Source organism: Methyloversatilis thermotolerans (assembly GCF_000372885.1).
In the GTDB taxonomy this organism is placed as follows: domain Bacteria; phylum Pseudomonadota; class Gammaproteobacteria; order Burkholderiales; family Rhodocyclaceae; genus Methyloversatilis; species Methyloversatilis thermotolerans.
Genome location: NZ_KB889967.1, coordinates 2,040,470 through 2,066,681, shown reverse-complemented (window position 1 = coordinate 2,066,681; position 26,212 = coordinate 2,040,470). Strand labels below are relative to the sequence as shown.

Here is a 26,212-nt window from a genome sequence, read left to right as displayed (position 1 = left end):
TGAGAAATTCTGCCCTGCAGGTAAACTCAGCCCTCAATCGCAACGTCGGCAGGGGTCACACGCAATGCTACTGAAGGTGCTGATGGTCAGCTTCGCCACCGCAACCCTGGCGGTGTCGCTTCCCCAGGATGCCGATGCCGCATCCACCAAGACCTCCTCCCAGGCCGTGTCGGGCAAGAAATCCGCCAAGGTGTCCAAGCAGTACAAGGTTGCGAAATCCGGCAAGAAGAATGTGCGTCAGGCCAGCGTGAAGAAGTCCACGCGCAAGGCGGCGATTGCGCAGGACGCAGGTGCCGGTCTCCCGGATCTGACCTCGCTCGGTCTGCCCAATGTCAAATCCAATGCCGTGCTGGTGCAGGATCAGACCTCCGGTGAAGTGCTGTTCGAACGCAATTCCGACGCAGTGGTGCCGATCGCGTCCATCACCAAGCTCATGACCGCCATGGTCGCGCTCGATGCGCATCCGGCGCTGGATGAAATGCTCGAGGTGTCGGAAGAGGATATCGATCTGCTCAAGGGCACGCGTTCGCGGCTCACGGTCGGTACGCGACTCAGCCGCGAAGCCATGCTGCAGCTCGCGCTCATGTCGTCGGAAAACCGCGCCGCGTCGGCCCTGTCCCGCTACTATCCAGGCGGGCATTCCGCGTTCATCGCGGCGATGAACCACAAGGCGCACGAACTGGGTCTGGTCGATACCCGTTTTTTCGACAGCACCGGCCTGAATCCGAACAATGTGTCCTCGGCACGCGATCTGGCCAAGATGGTGGCGGCCTCGGCCCGCTATCCGCTTATCCGCGAGTTCTCGACCACCCGTGACGGTCAGTTCGCCATCAACGGCCGTGTGCAGCGCTTCAACAACACGAACGCGCTGGTGTCCAATCCGGAGTGGGAAATCGGTCTGCAGAAGACCGGCTATACCAGCGAGGCCGGCAAGTGCCTGGTCATGCAGGCCTGGCTGAATCAGAAACCGGTGGTGATCGTACTGCTGGATTCCTGGGGCAAGCTCACCCGTATCGGCGACGCCATCCGCATCCGTCGCTGGGTTGAACAGCTCGCACAGCAGGCTGCGCCGCAGGGTTGATGCGATGAATCCGGGCGCGTCCGGTGTCCGCGCAGAGGTGGCGCTGTTCGTCACCTGCCTGGTCGATCTGATGCGCCCCTCCATCGGTTTCGCGGCGATCCGCCTGATCGAATCGGCCGGCTATGCGGTGCGGGTGCCCGCGGCGCAGACCTGCTGCGGCCAGCCCGCCTACAACTCGGGTGACCGGCGGGCCGCGCAGACGCTGGCTCGCCGGTTCATCGAGCAATTCGAGTCCTACGCCTTCATCGTTGCGCCCTCCGGTTCCTGCAGCGCTACCGTGCGCATGCACTATCCGGAACTGCTGGCCGACGATGCCGAATGGGCGCCGCGCGCGCAGGCGCTTGCCGCGAAGACATTCGAACTGACGCAGTTCCTGGTCGACGTCGCCGGCCTGACCGAGTTGCCAGCGCGTTTCGACGGTTCGGTCACCTATCACGATTGCTGTTCCGGTCTGCGCGAAATGGGCGTGAAGCAGCAGCCACGCCGCCTGATCGGACACTTGCCCGGCGCGCGCCTGATCGAAATGCGCGACTGCGAGGAGTGCTGCGGTTTCGGCGGACTGTTCGCGGTCAAGTACCCGGATGTGTCCGGCGCCATCGTGCAGCGCAAGTGCGAGGCGATCCGTTCTTCCGGCGCCTACGCGGTGGCGCTCGGCGACCTCGGTTGCATGATGAACATCGAAGGCCGCCTGCGCCGCAGTGGCGATGAATTCACCGAAGTGATCCATATCGCCGAGCTGCTCGCCGGGCGCGACGTGTGACGGTGCGACCATGGAAATCCGCTCCATGCATTTCGTCGATCGCGTCCGCCAGAGGCTGGATGACGCCGAACTTCAGCACAATCTGAAGCGCACGCGCGGACGCAATGCCGCTTCGCGTGCGGCCGCCGTTGCCGCCTTCCCGGATTTCGACGCCGTGCGTGCGCGCGCAACCGAAATCCGCGCCCGCGTGCTGCGCGACCTCGACCTCTGGCTCGAGGCCTTCGAGGCCAAGGCGACGGAAAGCGGTGCCACCGTCTTGTGGGCGCGTGATGGCGAACACGCGTGCGAACTCATCATCGACATCGCGCGGCGGCATGGTGTGCGCACGGTGGTGAAGTCGAAATCCATGGTGTCCGAAGAAGCCGGATTGAATGCCGCGCTCGAGGCGGCGGACATACGGCCGGTGGAGACCGATCTGGGGGAGTACATCCTGCAGATCAACGATAACGAGCCACCGTCGCACATCATCATGCCGGTGATCCACAAGTCGAAGGAACAGGTGTCGGCACTGTTCGCGCGCGTGCATGGCACTGCGCCGAAAACCGATATCGAGGCGCTCACGCACGAGGCGCGTGCAGTGCTTCGGCCGCAGTTCCTGGGTGCCGACATGGGGCTGTCGGGCGGCAATTTCCTGATCGCGGAGACCGGTTCGGTGGCCATCGTCACCAACGAGGGCAATGGCCGGCTGTGCACCACGCTGCCCCGGGTACATGTGGCGCTGACCGGCATCGAGAAGGTGATTCCGACACTCGAGGATCTGTCCACGCTGCTGCGCGTCCTGCCGCGCTCGGCCACCGGGCAGGCCATCACCAATTATGTGTCGCTGCTGACCGGGCCCCGCCACGCGGGCGATCCGGATGGTCCGGAGCACATGTATTTCGTGCTGGTCGATGGCGGCCGCGCCGATCTGGTTGGTTCGGACTTCGAGGACATGTTGCGCTGCATACGCTGCGGCGCGTGCATGAACCATTGCCCGGTGTATCAGACCATAGGCGGCCACGCCTATGGCTGGGTGTATCCGGGGCCGATGGGCTCGGTGCTGACGCCGCTGTACCAGGGGCTGGACAAGGCGCTGGATCTGCCGCAGGCGGCCACCTTGTGCAATCAGTGCAGCGTGGTCTGTCCGGTCTCCATCCCGCTGCCCGAGCTGATGCGCCGCCTGCGGGAAAAGCAGATGGAGCAGGGCTTGCGTCCATGGCGCGAGCGCCTGGCAACCCGCCTCTGGGCCTGGGCCGCCGCGCGGCCCGCGCTGTATGCGTGGGGCGCGCGCATTGCGGTGCGTTACCTGCGCTGGCTGGCCGATGGGCGCGACCGCATTCAGGTGATGGGCCTGGCGCCCGGCTGGACCGCGCAGCGCGATTTTCCGGCGCCGGCCGGTGCGACTTTCCGCGATCTTTACGCGCGGCGCAGGCAAGGGCGAGCATGAGCACGCGCGACGACATCCTGGGTCGCCTGCGGCGCCAGCTTGGCCGCACCGGAAGCGGACTGGCGGAGGCACGCAGGCGCATACGCGACGAGATCGACACACCTCGCAGTGGCCCGCGTCCATCGCCCGGCGACGACCCGGAGCGTTTCATCGGGCGAGCTCGCGCAATGTTGTCGACGGTGGATGGCTGCGCGACGATGGACGAGGTTCCGGCGAAGGTGGCCGGCTGGCTGCGCGCTCAAGGATTGACCACGCGACTGGTGATCGCTCCTGCGTTCGCCGGGCTGGACTGGAGCGGCGCTGGCTGCGAGGTGCGTGCGGGCGCCGCCGGTCCGCACGATGCGGTGGGTTTGACCGGCTGTTTCCGCGCCATCGCCGAAACCGGCACCTTGATGCTCAGATCTGGCGCGGACATGCCGCCGGTCAACAGCCTGCTGCCGGATACCCATATCGCAGTCGTGCCCCGCACGTGTATCGTTCCGGACATGGAAACAGCGTGGACGCACGCCAGGGCAGAGTGGCGGCATTGGCCGCGCGCGGTCAATCTGGTTTCAGGTCCGTCGCGCACGGCCGATATCGAGCAGACCATCGTGTTGGGCGCGCACGGTCCTTACCGCGTGCACCTGATCATCGTCGGCTGACCGTCGGCAAGGCTGCAGGCCGCGCTGCCATGCTTGCACGGGGCGCTTGCGCGCTCACTCCCGTCATCTGGCGTTGTCATGATGGGCAGGTTGTTTCGGAATAATCAGAACAAAGCAGTAGGAGCAGCAGCCGTGTTGACCCATGTTCGCCCCCCAGCCCGTGACCTGGATGCATGTCCGTGCCTGTGGTCGCTCCGTAGCCGGAGCCGGCTCGGCCGCATTGCCCCCTTGCTCGGAATTCTCGTTGCCTCTGCCGCAGTCGCCGAGGACGCCTCGCCGGAATCCCCTTTCCTCGACGAACTGCCGGTCGTTCTGTCGATGACCCGCATGCCTCAGCGCATCGACGATGCGCCCGGTGCCGTAACCCTGTTCACGCGCGAGGACATCGAACGCCTGGGCTACCGCCGACTGCCACAGTTGCTGCGGCTGGTGCCGGGTATGAATATGATGAGTGACACTGGGCATTCGCCGGCCTTGTTCTACCATGGCCTCGGTACGTTGAATCCGAATCGCATGCTGGTGCTGATCGATGGCCGTTCGGTGTACTCACCTTACCTGTACGGCTACGTAGACTGGGATGCACTGCCGGTCACCATGGCAGAGATCGAACGGATCGAGGTCGTCCGCGGCTCCAATGCCGCGACCTATGGTTCGAACGCGGTTGCCGGCGTAGTGAACATCGTGACCCGGACAGGCAGCGATGGCCCTGCAGCCAGTGTCTCGGTCACCGGAGGCAACGATGGATTATCTGATGCCTCAGCGCGTTTTCGTCGCAATTTTGGTCCGCTGAGCATGTCGCTCAGCGCGCAGACCATGGGCGATGATGGCTTTCGCCAACGCTACGATTCGTCGCGACTGAATGCGTCTACGCTGCGCGTGGACCTCGCGCTCAACAACTCGGACGAACTCAGTCTGATGGCTGGGCAAAGTTCCGGCTCGCGAGGGGTCGGCTATCCCTTTGGCGTTTCCGGAAACATCGACAACGCGAATGGATTCCGGTCTGTACGTAGCGACAACTGGTTCGCCCATCTGCGCTTTCGCCGCTTGCTGGCAACCGATAACGAGTGGTCGATCAACCTCTACCAGAACGAAGATCGTGGCCAGGAGGAGTGGTTCGGTGATCCGAATCCGCGACTCGGTACGCCACCGGGAACCTATCCACTTCTGCCGATCGACTACAACAGACGAGCCACACGTCGCAGCCTGGACTTCCAGCATCAATTCGTTCCTGCGGAGGACTGGCGGATTGCGTGGGGTATGGAATATCGCCAGGATACCTTGGTATCTGACCGGATGTTCTATGTCACCGGCAGGGAATCCCAGGTGCTTGGCCGCATTTCCGCAAACGTGGAGTGGCGTCCTTCAGAGACCTGGACATTCAATCTGGGCAACATGATCGAGAGGTTCCAGAGCAGCAGTCCGCTGATGTCGCCCCGCGCGTTCGCGACATTCCACCTGAATCCTGCCCACGCGTTCAAGCTGGGTTTCAGTCGGGCTTACCGGCAACCCGCGCTGATCGAGGAACGCGGGGATTCCAGATTCATCGACACGCGGCTTCCTTTGCCTGGCGGTCGGATCAGGAGGACCAACGTCGGGACGCCGGGTCTTGATCCCGAGCGCCTTGATTCAACCGAACTCGGTTATGTCGCACAGTTCAGCCACTCGACGCTGGATATCCGCTTGTTTCACGAAAAGTACGATCACCTGATCATCGAAACGGAGTACGACGCGAGGCCGACCTGGCCGTTCGCCGGACGGACCTATACGGAGGGGCCGGGCGCCACCATTTCGGGGATCGAGTACCAGTACAAATGGCGCGGTCCGGATCGGGACATCTGGTGGACGCACGCACTTGTACATATAGGTGCGGTGCACCCGTGCGAGGCGGGGCAGACCTGCTACCAGTCGACGGTGCCGGGTTCCTCCTGGTCGCTGACCTGGCTGGAGCGTTTTCCGGCGAACTGGTCGGTCGCTGCAACCCTGTTTGGAGTGAGTGCCGCCAACTTCCTGAATGGCAGCGAGAAAGTCGACGATTACCGCACCCTCGATGCACGGATCACCAAGGCGTTCGTCAGTGGCGGCATGCGCTGGGAAGTATTTCTTGCAGCCACCGGAATCGGCCCTCGTTACGAAACCTTCAACGACAATCGCGGCCGTATCCCGTTAAACGAGGTGACCCGCCAGACCATGCTCGGACTCAAGGGCGTGTGGTTCTGAAGCTGTTTGCCGATTCCCGTATCATGTTCGCCTGATCGGGGCGGGGACTACCCCGGATACACAGGGGAGACTTCAGTGCCGAGCCGGTTCGGGCTCAATCGACTCGGGTTTCGCAGCCGCGTCCTGCTGGCGGCCTTCCTTCCTTCGGTTGCCATTGCCTTCGCCCTCGCGCTGCATTTCACCACGACCCGCATGGCCGACATCGAGCGCTCGCTGGTCGAGCGCGCGATGCTGCTGGTGGCCAGTCTGGCGCCGGCCTCCGAGTACGGTCTTTTCGCCGGCAGCATAGACATCCTCCAGTCGCTGGCCGATGCTGCGTTGCGCGAGCGCGATGTCGATGGCCTGCTCGTGATGGATGGCGATCGCGTCGTGCTTGCGCGGGCGGGTCGCGTCGACACGACGGCGACTGCAGGGCTGGATGCATTGACCGGCCCGGCGCTGGTCGGCAGCTCCGAGACTCATTACCTGTTCGCTGCGCCGGTCCTCAGCGCGCAGGTGGCGCCGGACCTGCTGCTCGACGACGATACGGCCGGTGCCGGTCCAACCCGGCTGGGTCTCGTGCTGTTGCAGATGTCGCGCCTGGAAACGGTGCGGGCGCGCCGGCAACTGGTGCTCAGCGCGGCCTTCATCACGCTGGGTGGCCTCGTGCTGGCAGCCGTACTGGCGCGATTGCTGTCCGATGGGGTCACGTCGCCGATAAGACAGCTCGCCGACACGGTGCGCCGCATCGAGCAGGGCGATTTCTCGGCCAGGGCACGCACCGGCGCACGCGGCATCCTGCAGGGGCTGGAGGATGGCATCAACCGCATGGCGGTCACGCTCAGTGGCGCGCGCGCCGAACTCGAACAGCGTGTGCAGGTGGCGACCGCCGAACTGCAGGCGCAGAAAGAAAGAGCGGAGCAGGCCAGTCGCGCCAAGACGCAGTTCGTCGATGCGCTGCTGCATGACCTGAGCCAGCCATTGATGGCCATGGGACTGGATATCCGCACCTTGAAGCTCAGGCTGCAAGACGATGAAAGCGCCGGTCTGCTGACTCGGCTCGAACGGTCTTCCCTGAAGCTCGAGAACATGCGCGATGTGCTGCTGGACGTGGCCCGCCTGGAAAGCGGTGCGACCCAGCCGCGTATCGCGGATTTTCCTCTCGGCCGCCTGTTCGACAGCCTGCGTCTGACTTTCGAAGGGCAAGCGGCGGAAAAGGGCCTGAGGCTCGCCTTCCATCCGACATCGGCGTGGTGCCGGTCGGATCCTCTGTTGCTCGAGCGCGTGCTGGCCAACCTGGTGTCCAATGCGCTGCGCTACACGGTGCGTGGCACCGTGCTGGTGGGCGCCCGCCGCATCGCCGTCGATCGCGTGCTCATCGAGGTGCGCGACAGCGGTCAGGGCATTCCGTCGGACCGGATCAACGATGTGTTCGAGGAATTCGTGCGCCTGCCGGGTGTGGATACGGGTGCGGCGGGCCGCGGCATGGGACTGGGGCTGGCCATCGTGAAGCGACTGTGTGCGCTGCTCGGTCATCCGCTTGCGGTCCGCTCGCGTCCCGGTGTGGGATCGACGTTCAGCGTCGGCGTTCCACGCGCCCGGGCACCGGAAGTGGCCCCGGTACAGGACGAGTTGCCGGGGCTGCAACGACTGCGTGGGCGGCGGGTGGCGCTGATCGACGATGACGCCGCACTGCTGCATTCGTTGCGCGGCCTGTTGCAGCAACTGGGCATCGATGTCGTGTCCGGCGAGTCGCCGGACTTCGTGCTGCGCCAGTTGCGCCAGGCCGGCGCGCCCGCGTTCATCCTGAGCGACTATCAGCTCGGCGACGGCAATGACGGTCTGGCGGCGGTGCACTCGCTCAGACGCGAGTTCGGCGAGCACCTGCCGGCAATCATCATGACCGGACTGGCGGCGACCCGGGAGCTTGAAATCAAGCTCGAGACGCACGGCATTCCGCTGGTCGCGAAGCCCGTGCGGCCGGTGGTGCTGGATGCGGTGGTGGGCAGCCTGCTGGATGCCGCAGACCCCCCGTTCTGACGCTGCGCGGCCAAAGTCAGCGGCGCGCAGTGCGGCCGGGCAGGCGCACACCCATCTGCGACAGGGCGAACACGGCCTGGGTGCGGTTCTTCACGCCGAGCAGACGCAATATGGTGGAAATGTGCGTCTTGGCGGTGCCATCGGAAATGCCCAGTTCACGGCAAATGAGCTTGTTCGGCATGCCCTCGATCATCAGCGTGAGCACCTCGATCTGGCGCGGCGTCAGACCGATGTCGGCCGGATCCTGTATCGTCGGGTGTCCGGCCAGTCCGGGGCCGCCATCCTCGAGCACCTGGTGCGGCACGTAGATGCCGCCCTTGAGCACCAGTTGCAGGGCACTGATCAGGATGGCAGTGGTCGAACTTTTCGAAATGAAGCCCATCGCACCCTGGTCGATGGCGGTTGTGATGGTCTGTCTGTCATCCTGGGCGGAAATGACCACCACGGGCACGTCGGGGAATTCCTCGCGCAACTGACCGAGCAGCGAGGTGCCCTCGGCATCCGGAAGATTGAGGTCGAGCATGACGATGTCGGGGCGCAGTCCGGCGCGCAGCATGGCCAGCGCGCGCGCCGCCAGCATCGCGCAGCGGATGTCGGGGTTGTTGTCGATTTCGGTCAAGACGCTGCGCAAGCCCTCGACCACGAGCGGCTGGTCTTCGACGATCATTACCTGCATGGCGGGCGATCCTGCTGATGGGATACGCCCGGGATTCTATCTTCGATGGCACGCGCGGATGCAGGCGCATGCCGGGAGCACTTGCTTTGGATCAGGCACTGATACTGTTCGGACATGGTTCGCGCGATCCCGAATGGGCGCGCCCGCTGCGCGAGGTCGCGGCACGTATTGCGGCGCGTCCGGGCAGCCCTCGCGTGGAACTGGCATTTCTCGAGTTCCTCGAACCCGGCCTCGAGCCGGCCTGCGCCGCGCTCGCGGAGGCGGGGGTGCGACGGATTGTCGTGGTGCCGATGTTCATCGCGCAGAGCGGGCATGTGCGCCGCGACCTGCCGGAACAGATCGAAGCGGTCAGGCGCCGGCATCCGCATCTGCTCGTCGAACTGGCGACCGCGGTCGGCGAGGACGTACGCGTGCAGGAAGCGATGGCCGACGTGGCGCTCGCTGCGCTCACCGCGCCCTGAGCCGGAACTGGCGCGCTCAAGCCGGGTGGCTGCCGCGCCGTTAGCTGAGCCAGAGCAGGACAAGCTCTGCCGGCCACCGGTTTTTCCACATTCAGGCAGCCCCGCGCGAGGTGACCCCCTTCATGCCCTCAGGCCAGTCAACTCCAGTCCGACTGCTCGTTGTCGATGATGAGCCGCTCAATCTGGAAATCATCGTCGAATATCTGGACGGTCAGGGCTACGAACTGACGCTTGCGCATGACGGCGAGGAGGCATGGCGGCTGCTCGAGAATCCGGCCAGCAAGTTCGATCTGCTGGTGCTGGACCGCATGATGCCGCGACTCGATGGCATGGAAGTGATCCGGCGCATGCATCGTGTGCCGCATCTGAGCGGATTGCCGGTCATCATGCAGACGGCGGCCGCCACCCCGGATCAGGTGAGGGAAGGTCTTGAGGCGGGCGTCCGCTACTACCTGACCAAACCTTACGAGCCGGATGCCCTGCTCGCCATCATCAAGTCGGCGCTCGAAGACGTGCGTCGCACGCGGGACGTGCAGTTGCGTGTGTATGGTCTGCGTCAGGCGCTGTGCAGCGTGATCCGGGCCGAATTCGAGTTCTCCACGCTGCAACAGGCGAACGACCTTGCGTCGCTGGCTTCACTGGTTGCACCCGAACCGGAGAATGTGGTGATGGGCTTGAGCGAGTTGCTCATCAACGCCGTGGAGCATGGCAATCTCGGCATCAGCTACGCGGAAAAGTCGCGCCTCAAGCTGGAAGATGGCTGGGAGCGCGAGGTCGAGCGCAGGTTGTGCACTCCGCCGTATGCGGGCCGGCGCGCGCGGCTGGTGGTCGAACGCGATGTGCGCGAACTGCGCTACACGGTGTGCGATCAGGGTGAGGGCTTCGATTTCGAGCGCTACCTGGATTTCGATCCATCGCGTGCCTTCGATCCGAATGGTCGAGGCATCGCCATGGCGCGGCGACTGTGCTTCGGACGGCTGGAATATCGCGGTTGCGGCAATGTCGTCGTCGCGGCCGTGGCGCTGGATGACTGAGCCATGATGCCATCCGACGGACGCGGGACGACGAACCCGGCGCTGACGCGAGAGGGCGCAGCCATGACGGTGCTGGTGGTCGACGACACGCTGGTCGGTCGGGCCACCGTGAGTGCCCTGGTCCGTCGGCTCGGTCATCACAGTCTGGAAGCCTCCGATGGCGCAGAGGCGCTGAAGGTGTTCCTGACCGAGCGACCGGATGTCGTGCTGATGGATGTCGTGATGCCCGGCATGGACGGGCTGGAAGCGACACGCGCCTTGAGGCAGCTCACCGCCGACACCTTGCTGCCCATACTCCTGCTGTCCGCCCGTGGCGATGACCGGGACATGATTGCCGGGCTGGAGGCGGGGGCGGACGATTACCTCACCAAGCCGATCAATTTCTCCATCCTGGCGGCGAAGCTGCGCAACTGTGAACGGCAGTTGTCCATGCACGCGAGGCTGTCCCAGTTCCGCGCCGAACACGAGGCCGAGCTCGAACTGGCCAGACGCGTGATCGACCGGCATGTGCAGGGCAAGGCGGACGAGGACGCGCGGGTGCGCCACACGGTCATTCCGACGGCAAACCTGTCCGGCGACGTGGTGGCGGTTGCCCGCTCGCCCGATGGGGCGCTGTATGCGCTGCTTGCCGACGCCACGGGCCATGGGCTGGCGGCCGCCATCAGCGCACTGCCGGTGCTGCAGGTGTTCTTCGGTGTGGCGCGCAAGGGCTTGCCGCTGGGGCTGATGGCTGCGGAAATGAACCGGCATCTGCTGTCTACGCTTCCGGTCGGGCGTTTTGTTGCCGCCACGCTGTTGCGCGTGAGCAGGGGGGAAGGCGAGATATGGGTGGGTGGCACGCCCGAGGCGCTGCTTCTCGATGAGGATGGCGGCGTCCTGATGCGCTTTACCTCCACCAACCTGCCGCTGGGCATTCTTGACGAGGGACATCAATCGCTGCCGGTGACGCGCGTCGTCTGGCCACCGGGCGCCCAGCTCGTGCTCTGTTCGGATGGTCTGCTCGAGGCCCGCTCCAGGAATGGACTGTGCTTCGGGCGGTCATGCCTGGAGCAGGTGCTCGGCAGCACATCCCGTGCGCAACGCCACGATGCGGTGCGCGAAGCTCTTTCCATGCATCTGCAAGGTGCATGCGCACACGACGACGTGTCGCTCATGACCATAGATCTGGACGGATAGGGCCGCCGCCGCCGCTTGGCGCGTCATGGCACGGTGATTGCGTGACGAGCCTCCGGAATTGTCCTGCCCACTCTTCATGTCCGTACTGACCGTCATTGTTGTCGATGAATCGCGCAAACGTGCCGCAGAAATGTGCGCCGGTCTGGCCTGTGCCGGCTATCAGGTAGCGGCTGTGCTGTCCAGCGCCTACGATCTGCAGACCAAGGTCGAGCAGCTCAAGCCGGATGTCATCCTGATCCAGACCGATTCGCCGTCGCGCGACACGCTGGAGAACATGGCGGTCATGGATCGCACCATGCCGCGACCGGTCGTGGTCTTTTCCAATGACGCCGACACCAAGACGATACGACGCGCGATGAAGGCGGGCGTGTCGGCCTATGTCGTGGACGGGCTGGAAGCCAAGCGACTCAAGCCGGTGATCGACGTCGCGATTGCCCGCTTCGAGGAGCACCAGGAGCTGCGCAAGGCGCGTGACGAAGCGCGTCAGAAGCTCAACGACCGCATCGTGATCGACCGTGCCAAGGGCATCCTGATGAAATTGCGCGGCATTGACGAGGACGCGGCCTATCACACACTGCGCAAGCTGGCGATGGAGCGCGGCAAGACGATTGCGGCGGTGTCCGAGGATTTCATCGCCACCGCCCGCCTGCTCGGCTGAGCATCGCGTCGCGCATCCGGCCGCGGTGCCGGGCCGGGCCGGCCTCCTCATGAAGACGCATTTGCGCGCATGCTGCGCCGGGCCCTCCCCGATATTGTTGTGTCGACTTGGTGCGCTGCACGGCCCGACTCGCACCGCGCGAGTGCGGACGTGGCCGGTCACCGGTCCGTTCTTTCAGTGAACCATCTCGTCAAGTCATTGATGAAAAAGGACTTGAGTGCGTGTGGGTGCGCTTGGCACGGGCTGTGCTAAGCCTTGGTCAAGGCGCAACAACGACGTTGATGCCAGTGAGGCGGGAAGCCTCCCTCAAGGGACAAGGGTGTCCATCCGACCGGCTTCCGGCCGCGGATGACACCCTTTTTTCATTCTGGAACCCCGATCATGAAATTTCGGAGAACACAATGTCCGAGCATACGAAGCCGACTGTCGACGCCGTCGAGCCTGACGCGATGCGTCGCAACCTTCTCAGACAGGGCGCGGCCCTGGGTGTGGGGGCATCGCTGATGAGCATGGTACCTCCTGGCGTGCGCAGCGCCGCCTGGGCTGCGGGATCCGACGCACCCGAGAAGAAGGAAGTGCGGATAGGCTTCATTCCTCTGACCGATTGTTCCAGCGTGGTGATGGCCGCAGTCGAGAAGTTCGACGAGAAGTACGGCATCAAGATCATTCCGTCGAAGGAAGCCTCGTGGGCGGCGGTGCGCGACAAGCTGGTCAACGGTGAGCTGGATGCCGCGCATGTGCTGTACGGATTGATCTACGGCGTGCATCTCGGCATAGGCGGGCCGAAGAAGGACATGGCCAACCTGATGACCATCAACAACAATGGCCAGGGCATATCTCTTTCCGCTCAGATGCGCGAGAAGGGCGCAGTGGACGGCGCGTCGCTGAAGAAGGTGGTGGCGGCCAGCCCGGCCGGTACCTATACCTTCGCGCAGACCTTCCCCACCGGTACCCACGCCATGTGGCTGTACTACTGGCTGGCTGCAAACGACATCAATCCGTTCACCGATGTGAAAAGCATCGTGGTGCCGCCGCCCCAGATGATCGCCAACTGCCGGGTCGGCAACATGCACGGCTTCTGCGTCGGTGAACCGTGGAACCAGCGCGGCATCGTCGACAAGGTGAGCTTTTCGGTGGCGTCCTCGCAGGACGTTTGGGTCGATCATCCGGAGAAGGTGCTGGGGACCACCGCCGAATGGGTGGCGAAGTATCCGAATACCGCGCGTGCCATGACCGCCGCCGTTCTGGAAGCGAGCCGCTGGATCGATGCCTCGCTGGCCAATCGCCGCAAGACGGCCGAAACGGTGGCCGCCAAGTCCTATATCAATACCGACATGGACGTGATTCTCGGCCGCATGCTGGGCCGCTACGAGAACGGTCTGGGCAAGACCTGGGACGACAAGAACTACATGAAGTTCTTCAACGACGGCGCGGTGAACTTCCCCTACCTGTCGGATGGCATGTGGTTCCTCACCCAGCATCGCCGCTGGGGGCTGCTCAAGGGCGACGTGGACTACCTGGCGGTCGCGCGGGCGATCAACCGCATCGACGTGTACAAGCAGGCGGCCGCTGCGGTCGGCGTCGCATTGCCGAAGAGCGAACTGCGCACGTCCACGCTGATGGACGGATCGGTGTGGGACGGCAAGGACCCGAAGAAGTACGCGGCAAGCTTCAGGATTTCCGTCGCGTGAAGGTCCGGGACGCGGCCGCGTGCTGCGTCCGATCGCACTGAAAGGAGCTCCACATGAATGCAGCAAGCATTACCTCGGACAAGATCATGACCATGACGTCCAAGCCAGTTCCCGCCACGCCCGCAGTGGCCAGGAAGATATCCGCTCCCGCGGAACCATCCCGTTCCGGCGGCATCGTCCTGTCGTCGGTGATGCTCACCGTGTTCAAGAGCGTATTCCCGCCGCTCGTCGGCATCTGTCTGCTGCTTGCCGTGTGGGCCTTGCTGGCGGCCGAAGGCGGCAGCATTCCCGGGCCGCTGGCGGTGTGGGAGGCGGCCAAGGTGCTGTTCGCAGATCCGTTCTACAACAACGGACCGAACGACATGGGCATAGGCTGGAACGTGCTGTCGTCGCTGCAGCGCGTCGGCATCGGTTTCGGCTTTGCCGCCCTGGTGGGCATTCCGCTCGGTTTCGTGATCGGCCGCTTCGCCTTCATGAACCGCATGTTCGAACCCATCATTTCGTTGCTGCGCCCGGTCAGCCCGCTGGCCTGGCTGCCCATCGGTCTGCTGGTGTTCAAGCAGGCGGATCCGGCGGCGACGTGGACCATCTTCATCTGCTCGATCTGGCCGATGATCATCAACACCGCGGTCGGCGTGCAGCGCGTGCCGCAGGACTACATGAACGTGGCCCGCGTGCTCGACCTCGACGAGTGGAAGATCGTCACCAGGATCCTGTTTCCTTCGGTGCTGCCCTACATGCTCACCGGCATCCGGCTGTCCATCGGCACCGCCTGGCTGGTCATCGTCGCGGCGGAAATGCTGACCGGCGGCGTGGGCATCGGCTTCTGGGTGTGGGACGAGTGGAACAACCTGAAGGTGGAACACATCATCATCGCCATCTTCGTCATCGGCATCGTCGGCCTGCTGCTCGAACAGGCACTGCTTCTGCTGGCACGCCGCTTCTCGTACGGCAACAGCTGATTCCACGTCGGATTGATGCGACCGGTGCAATGCACCGGTGCGCGAGGGAGAGATTCATGAACAAGACCATGGTCAAGGTGGACAAGGCCGGCATGACCTTCGATACCAAGAAGGGCAAGTTCGTTGCGCTGCGCGACATCGACCTGTCGATATCGGAAGGCGAATTCGTGACGCTGATCGGCCATTCCGGTTGCGGCAAGTCGACGCTGCTCAACCTGATCGCCGGCCTCGCGCTGCCGACCTCGGGCAACCTGATCTGCGACGGTCGCGAAATCGCCGGGCCCGGGCCGGAGCGCGCAGTCGTATTCCAGAATCATTCGCTGTTGCCCTGGCTCACCTGTCTTGAGAACGTACTGCTCGCGGTCGAACGCGTGTTCGGCAAGAAGGAAGGCAAGCCGAAACTGCGTGCCCGCGCCGAGGCGGCGCTGGAAATGGTCCACATGGATCACGCCCTGCACAAGTATCCGCACGAGATTTCAGGCGGCATGAAGCAGCGGGTGGGCATTGCCCGCGCCTTCGCGATGGAGCCGAAGATCCTGCTGATGGACGAGCCCTTCGGCGCACTCGATGCGCTGACCCGCGCCAGCCTTCAGGACGAACTGAATGGCGTCATGGAAAAGACCGGCGCAACCGTGGTGATGGTGACCCACGACGTCGATGAAGCCGTGCTGCTGTCCGACCGCATCGTCATGATGACCAATGGCCCGGCGGCCACGATAGGTGAAATCCTCGACGTGAAGCTGGCGCGCCCGCGCGACCGGCTGGCGCTCGCGCACGACACGGATTTCGTCGAATACCGGGCAGCCCTGCTCGAGTTCCTCTACCAGAAGCAGGTTCGCAAGGCGGCCTGACCGGTCCGCTGTAGCGAGCCTTACGCAGTTCGCTGCGGGACGGCGCTCGTCCCGACAAAGGAATGCGGGCCTGCTCTGGATGGCCCGTATGGATGACTTCAGCACGGAGGGCGGCATGCGATGAACGGCCCCATGCCTGCGGATGACATGGCGACGGACGTAGTCTCCTGTACGCGATCCGGTGCGCGGCTACGGGTGGTGGTCGGCTGCGGACCGGTCGGACTGCGCATGGCGCATGAGCTGTGCGCGCGCGATCCATCGTGTCGCGTCGTGGTGTACGGCGACGAGCTGCATGCGCCCTACAATCGCGTGAAGCTGTCGTCCTGGCTGGCAGGAGAGATCGGCTACGACGCGCTGTCGACCGAGGTCGTGCTGCCACCGCCGGAACTGTGCGAGTTGCGTCTGGGCCGGCGCATTGTGGCGATCGACAGGGCGGCGCGCACGGTGACCGACTCGACCGGCGCCGAGCAGTCCTACGACCGGCTCGTCCTGGCGACCGGTTCCCGTCCACGGGTGCCCGACACGCCGGGCATGAAGTTGCCGGGCGTATTTACCTTCCGCGATTTCGGTGACGCGCAGAGCCTGTTCGCGCGACAGGTGCGCAGTCGTCACACGGTGGTGCTGGGGGGTGGTCTGCTCGGCATCGAAACCGCGCGCGCCATGCGTCGGCTGAATACCGACGTCACCTTGATCGATCACGCTGAAGTGCTCATGTCGCGGCAGCTCGATGCGGCTGCTGCGGGGGTGCTGCGCCAACACGTCGAGCGCGCCGGCATCCGCGTGAAGCTGAACGATCCGGTAATGGAAATCTGCGGCGACAGCCGGGTGAGCGGGGTACGTCTGCTCGGCGGCGAGCGCATCGACTGCGACACCGTGGTACTGGCGACCGGCATCGTGCCGCATATCGAACTTGCGCGCAGCGCCGGTATCGCGGTCGGGCGCGGCATCCGGGTCGACGATGCGCTGCGCACGTCCGATCCGAACGTGTTCGCGGTGGGTGAATGCGCGGAGCACCGCGGCATCGTGTACGGACTGGTGGCGCCCGGTTACGAACAGGCCGCGGTAGCCGCGCACGTGATCGCCGGCGGTGACGCCCGCTACACCGGCAGTGTGTCTACGACACGGCTCAAGGTGCTCGGCATACCGGTGATGAGCGTCGGAACGGTGGCGGCGGACCCGCGCGACTTCAGTCGCCAGGTGCGTTACCGCGCCGGCGATGGCAACAGCGCGCGGACGCTGGTGACGAGGCGCGGTCGCCTCGTCGGCGCGCTGGGTGTCGGACCCTGGCCGCAGGCGCGACGCGTGCAGGAGGCGGTCGGTGCGCAGCGCCGCATCTGGCCCTGGCAACTGTGGCGCTTCCGCCGCGATGGCCATCTGTGGTCTGACGACGGTGCGGACAGCGTTCTGAACTGGCCGCCGGTCGCCGTGGTGTGCAACTGCACCGGCGTCACCCGCGGTCAGCTCGATCGGGCGGTGGCCGGAGGCTGCAGGTCGGTCGGCGAACTTGCCGCCTGTACCGGTGCATCGACGGTGTGCGGGTCCTGCAAGCCGCAACTGGCAGAACTGCTGGGCGGCAGCGCCGCGCTCGAACCGGAGCGCGATGCGCGCGTGCTGTGGGGCGGCGGTTTCGTCGCCCTGATTCTGGCCCTGCTCGTCTGGCTGCCGCTCGACGTACCGTATCCGGACACGGCGCAGCTCACCGTGCACTGGGACCGCCTGTGGCGCGACAGCTTCTACAAGCAGGTGAGCGGCTTCACGCTGCTGGGCATGGCCGTCGTGCTCGCGGTGCTCGGGCTGCGCAAGCGACTTCCCGTGCTCAGGCGTCTCGGCGACTACAGCATCTGGCGCGCCATCCACATCGTATTCGGCGTGGCCGTGCTCGTCGCGCTCGTGGTGCATAGCGGCGGGCGCATGGGCAGCAACCTGAACCTGTGGCTGTCGATGTCCATGGCGGGCGCTGCGGTCGCCGGCACCCTGGCCAGCATGGGCATCGCGCGCAGTCACGAGCGCGCGCATCCGCTGCGCGCCTGGAGGCGCTTGGCGACCTGGGCACACATCCTCCTGCTGTGGCCGCTGCCGGTGCTGCTCGGCTTCCACATCCTCACGAGCTACTGGTACTGACGATGGCAAGGACGTTCACGCGCAACGCATGGCTCTGGCTGCTGTGGTTCGGCCTGAGCGCCCTGTCCACCTGGGCCCTGTGGCTGGGCATGCAGCTGAAAGAAGATGCTCCGCCGCCGCCGGCTGGCTTCCTGCGCACCGCCTTCCTGCCCGGTCAGACTTCGCACGGCCATCACCAGATCGAAATGGCCTGTTCCACCTGTCATGGCAGCGAGGCGTTCTCGGCCGCCGACGTGATGCAGGACGCGTGTACGCAGTGCCATGCGGCGGAACTGAAAGCGGCGGACGATTCTCATCCCCGCAGCAAGTTCACGGATCCGCGCAATGCGGAGCGCGCCGCGCGTCTGGATGCCGCGCACTGCGTCACCTGTCACGTCGAGCACAAACCGGATATCACGCATGCCATGGGGGTGACCCTGCCCAAGGACTTCTGCTCCATCTGCCACGATGACATTGCAGAAGAGCGTCCGAGCCATGCCGGGCTGGGATTCGATACCTGCGCCAGCAGCGGCTGCCACAACTTCCACGACAACCGGGCGCTGTACGAGGACTTTCTGACCAAGCACGCGGGCAAGCCGGATCTGCTGGAAACGCGCACGGTGCCTGAACGCGACTGGAAAACCGTGATCGAGGAGCTGTACGAAAGCTATCCGATCGACCGCTTCCCGAAGCAGGTGCTGACCCAGGCGGACGCGCCGGCCGGCAAGGGCAGCGCACAGGTGCATCGCGACTGGCTTGAAACAGGGCATGCCCAGGCTGGCGTGAACTGTTCCGGCTGCCACATGGTGCCGCCTGCCAAGGGCGAGCCGCCGGCATGGACGGACAAGCCGGATCACACCGTCTGTTCGACCTGCCACAAGCAGGAAGTAAAGACCTTCCTCGAAGGCAAGCATGGCATGCGCCTGGCCGCGGGGATGACGGCCATGACTCCGGCACAGGCACTCATACCGATGAAGTCCGATGCGCAGCAGGAGGGCATCGGCTGCGCCACCTGCCACGGCGCGCACCGCTTCGATCCGGTCAAGGCCGCCACCGCAGGCTGTCTGGCCTGCCATGCGGACAAGCACAGCAAGGCCTTCGCGGCCTCACCGCATGCAGCTCTGGCGAAGAGGGAAGCGGCCGGGGAACTGCCAGCAGGCAGTGGCGTCACCTGCGCCACCTGTCATATGCCGCGACTGGAACATCGCACCGACGATGTGCGCCACATGAGCGTGCAGCACAACCAGAACGACACGCTCAGGCCATCGGAAAAGATGCTGCGGCCGGTGTGCATGAACTGCCACAGCCTGCAGTTCTCGCTCGATGCGCTGGCCGATCCGGCGCTCAAGGACAGCAATTTCAAGGGCAAGCCCTCGGTGCATGTAAGCAGCATCGAGTGGGCGCTGAAGGATGCCGAGCGCGCCGAAGCCGAACGCAGGGCGGCGCGCAGGGAGGGCGACGAGTGAGCACGCTCGCCCACAGCTTTCGTTTCACCCCGTCAACAGCCAAAGGAGCTCTGCCATGAAAGTGATTCCCGTACTTGCCCTCGGCTCTGCCGTCGCGTTCTCCGCCAGCACCGCGTCGGCCCAGGATGCCACCGCGAGCTGGAGCTACAAGGACATTGCCGATGCGCTTCACCTCATCATGGAATCGGATCGCACGGTCTATACCCGCCTGATCGTCAACCGCCTGCAGAACGAGGACAAGGTGATCAAGGCCAGCGAGCACTGGAAGGACGACAAGGCGCTGGTGCTGCCGGCGCAGATGTTCCGCTATGGCTCGGAAATGGTGGCGGAGAAGGGCGCGGCCTTCACCTATTCGCTGCTGTCCGAATGGCCGATCAACAAACAGAATGCGGCCAAGACCGACGTGGAGAAGGCCGGGCTGGCCGAGGTCGGCAAGACCGGCAAACCCTACTACAAGGAAGAGACGCTGGGCGGCAAGAAGTACTTCACCGCGGTCTATCCGGACAAGGCCATCGCCAAGGCCTGTGTGAGCTGCCACAACGATCACAAGGACACGCCGCGTCGCGACTTCAAGATGGGCGACGTGATGGGCGGTGTGGTGCTGCGCCTGCCGATGAAGTAACGCCGTCATGAACGGGGCAATCCGATCCACAGCCGGTCTGCTGTTCGTCGCTGGTGGTACCTGCGCCTTTGCAGCCGGTGGCGCCGGCAACTGGCCCGAGTACGACGACGAACACCTGAAGGCCGGACGCGAGGTGTGGCTGGGCACGTGCAGGGAATGCCACGCCAATTCGATGTCCGATGCCCCCCAGGTGAAGGACCCGCAGGCCTGGAAGCCACGTGTGGCGAAGGGCGCGGCGGTGCTTCACGAACACGCGCTGAACGGATTCGAAGGTCCTTCGGGTACCGAAATGCCCGCGCGTGGAGGAAATACGTCGCTGACCGATGCCGAGGTGAAATCGGCGGTCGATTACATGTTGAGAATGGTCGCGCCCTGAGCGCGATCGATCCGGACAGGGAAGGGGTAAGGAAATGAATGCACAGCAGATCGAACTGTTGAAATCGTCGTGGGCCAAGGTGGTCCCGATCAAGGACACCGCGGCCGAACTTTTCTACGGCAAGCTGTTCGAGATGGACCCGGCGGTAAAGCCGCTGTTCAAGGGCGACATGAAGGAGCAGGGACGCAAGCTCATGGCTGCCATCAATACCGTGGTGAACGGTGTGGATAAACTCGACACCATGGTGCCCATCCTGCAGGACATGGGCCGTCGCCACGTCGCCTATGGCGTCAAGGATGCACACTACGACACGGTCGGTGCGGCGCTGCTGTGGACGCTGGAGAAAGGGCTTGGGGAGGCCTTTACGCCCGAGGTGAAGGACGTATGGGCGGGCGCGTATGGCGTGATCGCCGGCGTGATGAAGGAGGCGGCCGCAAGCGCCTGATGCAGGGGCAAGACGGACATCCGCGCAGGCCGGCGGATGTCCGTCGCTGCACCTCCGCGCTCCGCCATCGCCCGTCGCAATGCGAGGGCGAGAGGGCTACGCAGGCGGTCACTGTTCCTTTCGCCACGGACTCCGCTACCATCCGCCGGGAGATGCGTGTGCCGGCGCACCGATCGCGTGCTGTTCCGATGCGCTCGCGAGGCTTTCTCGGTCACGAGCGCGCGCGTCCCGACACGAACTTCTCTGCGGGGGATACAGGTGCAGATTTCGCGCGTGCTTCTGGTTGACGACGATGACGAGCTGTCATCGATGCTGGGCGACTATGTCGAGCTCGAAGGCTTCGCCGTAGAGCGTGCCGGCGACGGAGAGTCCGCTCTCGCCAGACTGTCCGGCGGGCAGGTGGATATCGTCGTGCTCGACGTGATGATGCCGGGCATGTCCGGTATCGAAGTGCTGCGGCGCCTGCGGACTTTTTCCGGCGTGCCGGTGCTGATGCTGACGGCCCGTGGTGATGACATCGACTGCGTGCTGGCGCTCGAACTCGGTGCGGACGATTACGTGCAGAAGCCATGCACGCCGCGCGAACTGGTGGCCCGGCTCAAGGCCATCCTGCGGCGCATGTCGCCCGCACAGAGGGTGGCCGGCGCAACCGACGACGCGTTGATGGTGGGTGCGCTCGTGGTGTGGCCGCAACGCAGGGTGGCCGAATACGGACACACCGTGCTGGCGCTGACCAGCTCCGAGTACGGCCTGATCGAGGCGCTTGCCCGTCATGCCGGAAACGTGGTGTCCAAGAACGATCTTTCCTTGATGGCGCTCGGACGGCCGATGGGACCTTACGACCGCAATATCGACGTGCATATCAGCGCAATCCGGCAGAAGCTCTCGCCACTCACAGGGGGGCGGCCGCTGATTCAGACCGTGCGCGGCGTGGGTTACCAGCTGGTGCGCGAGTAGGCGCGTGGGCAGGCTGTTCTGGAAGCTGTTCCTGTCCTTCCTGCTGGCGGGCCTGCTGGCAGGTGGCTTGATGGCGCTGGCCTTTTCCTTGTTGCGCGGGCAGGCGGGAGGGCAGGGGCGACCGCCGCCCAGCCCGCGCTTCGCTACCGAGGTGATCCACCAGATCGTGGTGTCCGGAGAGACGGAAGCGGCGGCGCGCGTGCTCGCCGGGTGGCGGGCGCGGGGCGGGGCCGTGCCCCTGGTGCTGGCCCCGGACGGACATGAGTTGCTGGGACGAACCGTGTCCGATGAACAGCGCGCCGACGGCATTCCGGTGCAGCTCGCCGATGGACTGTGGACCGTGGTGTCGCCCTCACGCGATGCACGACCGCCTCGGGCCGATGGCGGACCACCGGTGGAGGGCTTGCCGCCCCCGCCGCGCGGCCTGCCCATGCCCCCCCCGCCGGTGATGGAAATTGTCGGCCTGTTGATCGCTGCACTGGCGACCAGCGCCGGGCTCGCCGCCTATCTGGCGCGACCGGCACGGCATCTGAGCCGGGCATTCGATGCCATCGCCAGCGGTGATCTGTCGGTGCGCACCGCGCCGCTCATGGGGCGGCGGCGGGACGAGATCGCCGACCTCGGTCGTGGCTTCGACCGCATGGCCGAGCGCTTACAGTCTCTGCTCGGCGCCCAGCGCAGCCTGCTGCACGACGTGTCGCACGAACTGCGCTCGCCTCTTGCGCGCATGGCTGCGGCCATCGGTCTTGCGCGCCAGGACCCGGCACGGCGGGATGAAATGTTCGAGCGGGTCGAGCGTGACATGATGCAGCTCGATGCACTGGTGGGCGAACTGCTTGGCCTGTCCCGACTCGAGCACGACGCCGAGCACACCGTGTCGCAGCCAGTATGCGTTGCCGACGTGCTGCGGGAGCGCGTGGACGACGCGCGTTTCGAAGCGGCCGCACGCCTGATCGCCCTGGAGCTTTCGATTGCGCCCGCTGCCTCGACGGGCAGCGTGACCGGACATCGTGCGCTGATCGCTCGCGCCATCGACAATGTGCTGCGCAATGCGATCAAGTTCTCTCCGGATCGGGGCACCGTGACGGTGGCGCTGCTGAGTGCCGGTGACACGCTGCATCTTTCGGTGCGTGACCATGGCCCCGGTGTGCCGACTGTCGCGCTGCAGCGCATATTCGATCCTTTCGTGCGCATCCAGCCCTCGACCCGTGACGGCACGGGTCTGGGCCTGTCCATTTCCCGCCGTGCCGTCGAGGCGCACGGCGGGCGCATCACCGCCTGCCTGCCTGCCGGGGGCGGACTGCAGATCGACATACTGCTGCGCACCGACGCGTGACGCATCTTTACACGCACGCCTGCGGCAGCTTTTGCCTGCACACCCTCGTGCTTCAGCGTAATTCCCGGTGCACCAGGGCATGCGCGCATGCCCCCCACCGGCGAATGCTGCCGCTTCGTATCGCGGTGTTCGGGCCGCGTCCCGGCCGCGCCGGCATGTGTAAAGAAATGGCCGTGCAGCGGACCGGATTCTTTACGTGGATTGCCGAGCTTTTACGTTTTCCGGCCGCGTGGATCGGGCGTGCCGGCCGATAACTTGCCATGTGAGCCAAGGCGTACACAGCCGTGCACGCCCAACCTACTTGGGGAGTGATCTCATGAGCATTTCAGGCATAGGCAGCAGCATCGCGTCGTCGATGTACTCCAGCCAGGCTGCCTCGCGTTCGCAGAAGCCCGATGCAGCGAATATGGCCTCCGAGCTTTTCGCGATGCTGGATACCAGCGGCAAGGGCTATATCGAAGCCAGTGACCTGTCGTCCGCGCTCGAGTCTTCGGACAGCGCGGGTTCGGCGGAATCCCTGTTCAGCACCATGGACGCGGACAGCGACGGCAAGGTGACCGAACAGGAACTGAGCAGCCTGCTGCAGAAGGTGGCCGAGCAGCTCGAGGACAGCTTCGGCGCGGCGCGCGTCGGCGAGGCCATGGGCAACCGTCCGCCGCCGCCACCGCCCGGCGGCATGGGCGGTGCGCAGGGCGAGGACGAAGGTCTGACCGTGGACCAGTTGAGCACCATGGCCGAAGAGGCCGAGGCGTCCGGCAACACGACCATGGCCAGCGAGCTGTCGTCACTGGCGGAATCCTTCGAAGAGGCGGATGCCAATCAGGACGGCAAGGTCACCTTCCAGGAGGCACAGGCCTATCGTGAAAGCCAGAGCAGCGAATCCGGCGATGCCGCATCCAGCCGTCCGGCACCGCCGGACGACGCGCAGCGTGAGGAACGCATGCTGGCACGCGTGCTGGAAATGCTGAAACAGTACAGCGGCAATGAAAGCAGCAACGACAGCAGCGCCGCCACGCTGTCGGTGAGCGCCTGAGCAGGGTGACCGCGTCCCGCGCCGATGGCGGGACGCGGCATGCAGGGCGGTACGGGTGGCGACCGCATGCGCGTGGCCGCCTGAGCGCTCGCGCCATCCATGAACGTTCATCCATATCGCGCATACTGCCGTGCGTAATGGAGGAAGGCGAACGGAAGGGGAGGGATGGATGATTCATTGCGTGCTGGTCGATGACGATGCGCAACTGCGTGAATCGGTCGGCGGATACCTGCGGGACTTTGCAATGCGGGTGACGGTGCTTGCCGACGGGCGCCGTCTGCTTGCGCTGCTGGAGCGTGAGCGCGTCGACGTGGTGCTGCTCGACTGCATGCTGCCCGGCGAGGATGGCTTCAACCTGTGTCGTGCCTTGCGGTCCTCATTCGCGGTGCCGGTCATCATGCTGAGCGCGCGCGGCGATCCGGTGAGCCGCGTGCTCGGTCTGGAACTTGGTGCGGATGACTACATCACGAAGCCATTCGATCCGCGTGAACTGGTGGCACGCATTCATGCGCGCGTTCGCCGGGTTCGCCACGGCACCGGCTCGGCGCTCGACGCCGTGGAACAGCATGTGCGGTTCGCCGGCTGGACCTTCGACCGCATGCGTCGCGAGCTGCGCTCTCCCGCGGGTGTGCAGGTCAGCCTGTCGGCCGCCGAGTTTCGTCTGCTGAGTGCTTTTGTCGAGCGCCCCGGACGCGTGCTGAGTCGCGAACAACTGCTCGAACTGACCCGGGCTCCGGGCATTGATGTCAGTGATCGCAGCATCGATCTGTCGGTATCGCGCCTGCGTCAGAAACTGGGCGATGCGGCGCGCGATGGCGGGCTCATCCGCACCGTGCGCGGCGAGGGGTATCTGTTCGACGGCGCGGGCGGCGCATGAGCTTGAGGGAAAGGCTGCCGGATACGCTCTTCCTGCGCTTCTTCGCCCTGATGTGGCTGGGACTGGCAGGCAGCCATCTTGTTGCCTATGCCGCATTCGACCTGATCCGGCCGGGAAACATGGCGCCGCGTCCTCCTCCATCTGCCGCGGCGACCGATTCGGTCGCCGCACGCCCGGTCCCTCCCGGGCCGGATCGCCCACCCGATGGCGAGCGCATGCGTGCTGCGCATCTGCCGCCCCTGCCGTCGCTGCCGCCCTGGTCGTCGCCTGATGCGGACGAGCACCGCCCGCCTGGTCGCTCAGGTGCGGCGCCGGGTCTTCCGCTCGATGCGCTGCTCACCGATTATGCGATCCGCGTGTTGCTGATCGGTCTCGTGGCCTGGTACGGCGCACGCTGGCTGACACGACCGATGCACGAACTGGCGGCCGCGGCGGATGCGCTGAACGATGAGGGGGCATTGCAGGATGAACTGACGCGACTGGACGAGAGACGAGGCAGTCGCGAGGTAAGACGCGTGGCGCGTGTATTCAATCGCATGGTAGATCGCATCCACAGCCAGCTCAGACAGCGAAGGCTGCTCACCGCGGCGCTATCGCACGATGTAAGGACGCCGCTTGCGCGCATGCGCATGCGCGCCGAACAGTTGCAGGATGCCGACATGGCGGCGCGTTTCGCCGCCGACATCGGCGAGATCGATCGCCTGTTGCAGGATGCGCTGGAGGCCCTTTCGCCTGCGGTCGGTGCCTTTACGGTGGTCGATCTCGATGCGCTCATGCAGGCCGCCTGTGACGACGCGGTCGAACAGGGATTGCCGGTGAGTTGCCGCGGCATTCCGGTGGCCATCTCAAGCGAACCGGTCGCGCTGCGTCGCATCCTCGACAATCTGGTTGGCAATGCGCTGCGCTACGGCCACTGCGCAAGGCTTTCGCTGACGCGCGCAGCCGATGGCGAAGTGGGCCTGCATGTCGATGATGACGGTCCGGGCATACCCGAGGCCGACCTGAAGAGGGTGTGTGAACCCTTCCTGCGCCTGGAGGACTCGCGCAGCCGTGACACCGGCGGCAGCGGGCTCGGTCTGTACATCGCGCGCGAGATGGCGTGCCGCATCGGCGCCCGCCTGTCACTGAGCAACCGGGCGGGTGGCGGGTTGCGAGCCAGCATTCTCTGGGAGCCGCACTCGGCGCGCCCGCATTGACCTCGGGTCACTCAAGGGCGCAGCGTGCCGGCGACCCCGGATCAACGCATCGTCGCCCTTCTCGTCCGTCCGGCGGTCAGTGGGCGGGCAGCGAGCGCTGAGCGCATCAATTCCGGGGGCTTCCCGGCTGCTGCACCCGTGGTTCGCCCGG

The 26,212-nt window shown here is 65.1% G+C and carries 24 protein-coding genes; 23 read left to right on the top strand and 1 reads right to left on the bottom strand.

Annotated features, from left to right (window positions below; genetic code table 11):
- Positions 1–64: 64 nt before the first annotated feature.
- The 6 genes from pbpG to A3Q7_RS0109085 all read left to right on the top strand — a co-directional run bounded on the left by pbpG (position 65) and on the right by A3Q7_RS0109085 (position 8,144).
- Positions 65–1,081, top strand: a complete 1,017-nt coding sequence (pbpG, locus tag A3Q7_RS0109110; protein ID WP_018411560.1) for a D-alanyl-D-alanine endopeptidase — start codon at positions 65–67, stop codon at positions 1,079–1,081.
- A gap of 4 nt (positions 1,082–1,085) precedes the next feature.
- Positions 1,086–1,841, top strand: a complete 756-nt coding sequence (locus A3Q7_RS0109105; RefSeq protein WP_018411559.1) for a (Fe-S)-binding protein — start codon at positions 1,086–1,088, stop codon at positions 1,839–1,841.
- Positions 1,842–1,851: 10 nt separating this feature from the next.
- Entirely contained in the window at positions 1,852–3,267 is a 1,416-nt protein-coding gene (locus A3Q7_RS0109100) for a LutB/LldF family L-lactate oxidation iron-sulfur protein (RefSeq protein WP_026224653.1), read from the top strand.
- Positions 3,264–3,908, top strand: a complete 645-nt coding sequence (locus A3Q7_RS0109095; protein WP_018411557.1) for a LutC/YkgG family protein — start codon at positions 3,264–3,266, stop codon at positions 3,906–3,908. The genes A3Q7_RS0109100 and A3Q7_RS0109095 overlap by 4 nt, the downstream gene beginning before the upstream one ends.
- A gap of 228 nt (positions 3,909–4,136) precedes the next feature.
- Positions 4,137–6,125 carry a TonB-dependent receptor plug domain-containing protein gene (locus A3Q7_RS0109090; RefSeq protein ID WP_018411556.1) on the top strand — a complete coding sequence of 663 codons (1,989 nt, stop codon included), beginning with the start codon at positions 4,137–4,139 and terminating at the stop codon, positions 6,123–6,125.
- Between the two features lie 75 nt (positions 6,126–6,200).
- The gene (locus A3Q7_RS0109085) at positions 6,201–8,144 is read left to right on the top strand and encodes an ATP-binding protein (RefSeq protein ID WP_018411555.1); all 1,944 of its coding nucleotides are present in this window, start codon (positions 6,201–6,203) and stop codon (positions 8,142–8,144) included.
- Between the two features lie 16 nt (positions 8,145–8,160).
- Here A3Q7_RS0109085 and A3Q7_RS0109080 read toward each other — a convergent pair whose 3' ends face one another.
- Positions 8,161–8,820, bottom strand: coding sequence for a response regulator (locus tag A3Q7_RS0109080; protein WP_026224651.1), 660 nt, complete (start codon positions 8,818–8,820; stop codon positions 8,161–8,163).
- Between the two features lie 68 nt (positions 8,821–8,888).
- On the opposite strand from A3Q7_RS0109080, the gene A3Q7_RS0109075 reads away from it, so the two are divergent.
- The 17 genes from A3Q7_RS0109075 to A3Q7_RS19680 all read left to right on the top strand — a co-directional run bounded on the left by A3Q7_RS0109075 (position 8,889) and on the right by A3Q7_RS19680 (position 26,061).
- Entirely contained in the window at positions 8,889–9,281 is a 393-nt protein-coding gene (locus A3Q7_RS0109075) for a sirohydrochlorin chelatase (RefSeq protein ID WP_026224650.1), read from the top strand.
- A gap of 122 nt (positions 9,282–9,403) precedes the next feature.
- Positions 9,404–10,315, top strand: coding sequence for a response regulator (locus A3Q7_RS0109070; RefSeq protein WP_018411552.1), 912 nt, complete (start codon positions 9,404–9,406; stop codon positions 10,313–10,315).
- A 3-nt stretch (positions 10,316–10,318) separates the two neighbouring features.
- Positions 10,319–11,491, top strand: coding sequence for a PP2C family protein-serine/threonine phosphatase (locus A3Q7_RS0109065; protein ID WP_157278148.1), 1,173 nt, complete (start codon positions 10,319–10,321; stop codon positions 11,489–11,491).
- A 76-nt stretch (positions 11,492–11,567) separates the two neighbouring features.
- A complete protein-coding gene (locus A3Q7_RS0109060) occupies positions 11,568–12,149 on the top strand; it encodes an ANTAR domain-containing response regulator (protein ID WP_018411550.1) in 582 nt (193 codons plus the stop codon).
- A 401-nt stretch (positions 12,150–12,550) separates the two neighbouring features.
- Positions 12,551–13,840, top strand: a complete 1,290-nt coding sequence (locus A3Q7_RS0109055; protein ID WP_018411549.1) for a CmpA/NrtA family ABC transporter substrate-binding protein — start codon at positions 12,551–12,553, stop codon at positions 13,838–13,840.
- A gap of 53 nt (positions 13,841–13,893) precedes the next feature.
- Complete coding sequence (gene ntrB / locus A3Q7_RS0109050; RefSeq protein WP_026224649.1) at positions 13,894–14,802, top strand: nitrate ABC transporter permease; 909 nt, start codon at positions 13,894–13,896, stop codon at positions 14,800–14,802.
- A 56-nt stretch (positions 14,803–14,858) separates the two neighbouring features.
- Positions 14,859–15,653, top strand: coding sequence for an ABC transporter ATP-binding protein (locus A3Q7_RS0109045; RefSeq protein WP_018411546.1), 795 nt, complete (start codon positions 14,859–14,861; stop codon positions 15,651–15,653).
- 132 nt (positions 15,654–15,785) lie between these two features.
- On the top strand, positions 15,786–17,774 hold the full coding sequence (locus A3Q7_RS19695; protein WP_198289168.1) for an FAD-dependent oxidoreductase: 1,989 nt from the start codon (positions 15,786–15,788) through the stop codon (positions 17,772–17,774).
- 2 nt (positions 17,775–17,776) lie between these two features.
- Positions 17,777–19,219, top strand: a complete 1,443-nt coding sequence (locus A3Q7_RS19690; RefSeq protein ID WP_018411545.1) for a cytochrome c3 family protein — start codon at positions 17,777–17,779, stop codon at positions 19,217–19,219.
- Positions 19,220–19,274: 55 nt separating this feature from the next.
- Complete coding sequence (locus A3Q7_RS0109030) at positions 19,275–19,841, top strand: Tll0287-like domain-containing protein (RefSeq protein WP_018411544.1); 567 nt, start codon at positions 19,275–19,277, stop codon at positions 19,839–19,841.
- A 7-nt stretch (positions 19,842–19,848) separates the two neighbouring features.
- Positions 19,849–20,217, top strand: coding sequence for a c-type cytochrome (locus A3Q7_RS19685; RefSeq protein ID WP_051079121.1), 369 nt, complete (start codon positions 19,849–19,851; stop codon positions 20,215–20,217).
- 34 nt (positions 20,218–20,251) lie between these two features.
- Positions 20,252–20,662 (top strand): globin family protein, encoded by a 411-nt coding sequence (locus A3Q7_RS0109020; protein ID WP_018411543.1) that lies wholly within the window; start codon positions 20,252–20,254, stop codon positions 20,660–20,662.
- Positions 20,663–20,926: 264 nt separating this feature from the next.
- Positions 20,927–21,619 (top strand): response regulator transcription factor, encoded by a 693-nt coding sequence (locus A3Q7_RS0109015; RefSeq protein WP_026224648.1) that lies wholly within the window; start codon positions 20,927–20,929, stop codon positions 21,617–21,619.
- Between the two features lie 4 nt (positions 21,620–21,623).
- Positions 21,624–22,955: a HAMP domain-containing sensor histidine kinase gene (locus tag A3Q7_RS0109010; RefSeq protein WP_018411541.1), complete on the top strand. Its 1,332-nt coding sequence runs from the start codon at positions 21,624–21,626 to the stop codon at positions 22,953–22,955.
- 316 nt (positions 22,956–23,271) lie between these two features.
- Complete coding sequence (locus tag A3Q7_RS0109005) at positions 23,272–23,988, top strand: EF-hand domain-containing protein (RefSeq protein ID WP_018411540.1); 717 nt, start codon at positions 23,272–23,274, stop codon at positions 23,986–23,988.
- A gap of 169 nt (positions 23,989–24,157) precedes the next feature.
- Positions 24,158–24,865 (top strand): response regulator transcription factor, encoded by a 708-nt coding sequence (locus tag A3Q7_RS0109000; RefSeq protein WP_026224647.1) that lies wholly within the window; start codon positions 24,158–24,160, stop codon positions 24,863–24,865.
- Positions 24,862–26,061: an ATP-binding protein gene (locus A3Q7_RS19680; RefSeq protein WP_018411538.1), complete on the top strand. Its 1,200-nt coding sequence runs from the start codon at positions 24,862–24,864 to the stop codon at positions 26,059–26,061. Before A3Q7_RS0109000 ends, A3Q7_RS19680 begins: the two co-directional genes overlap by 4 nt.
- The last annotated feature ends 151 nt before the right edge of the window (positions 26,062–26,212 follow it).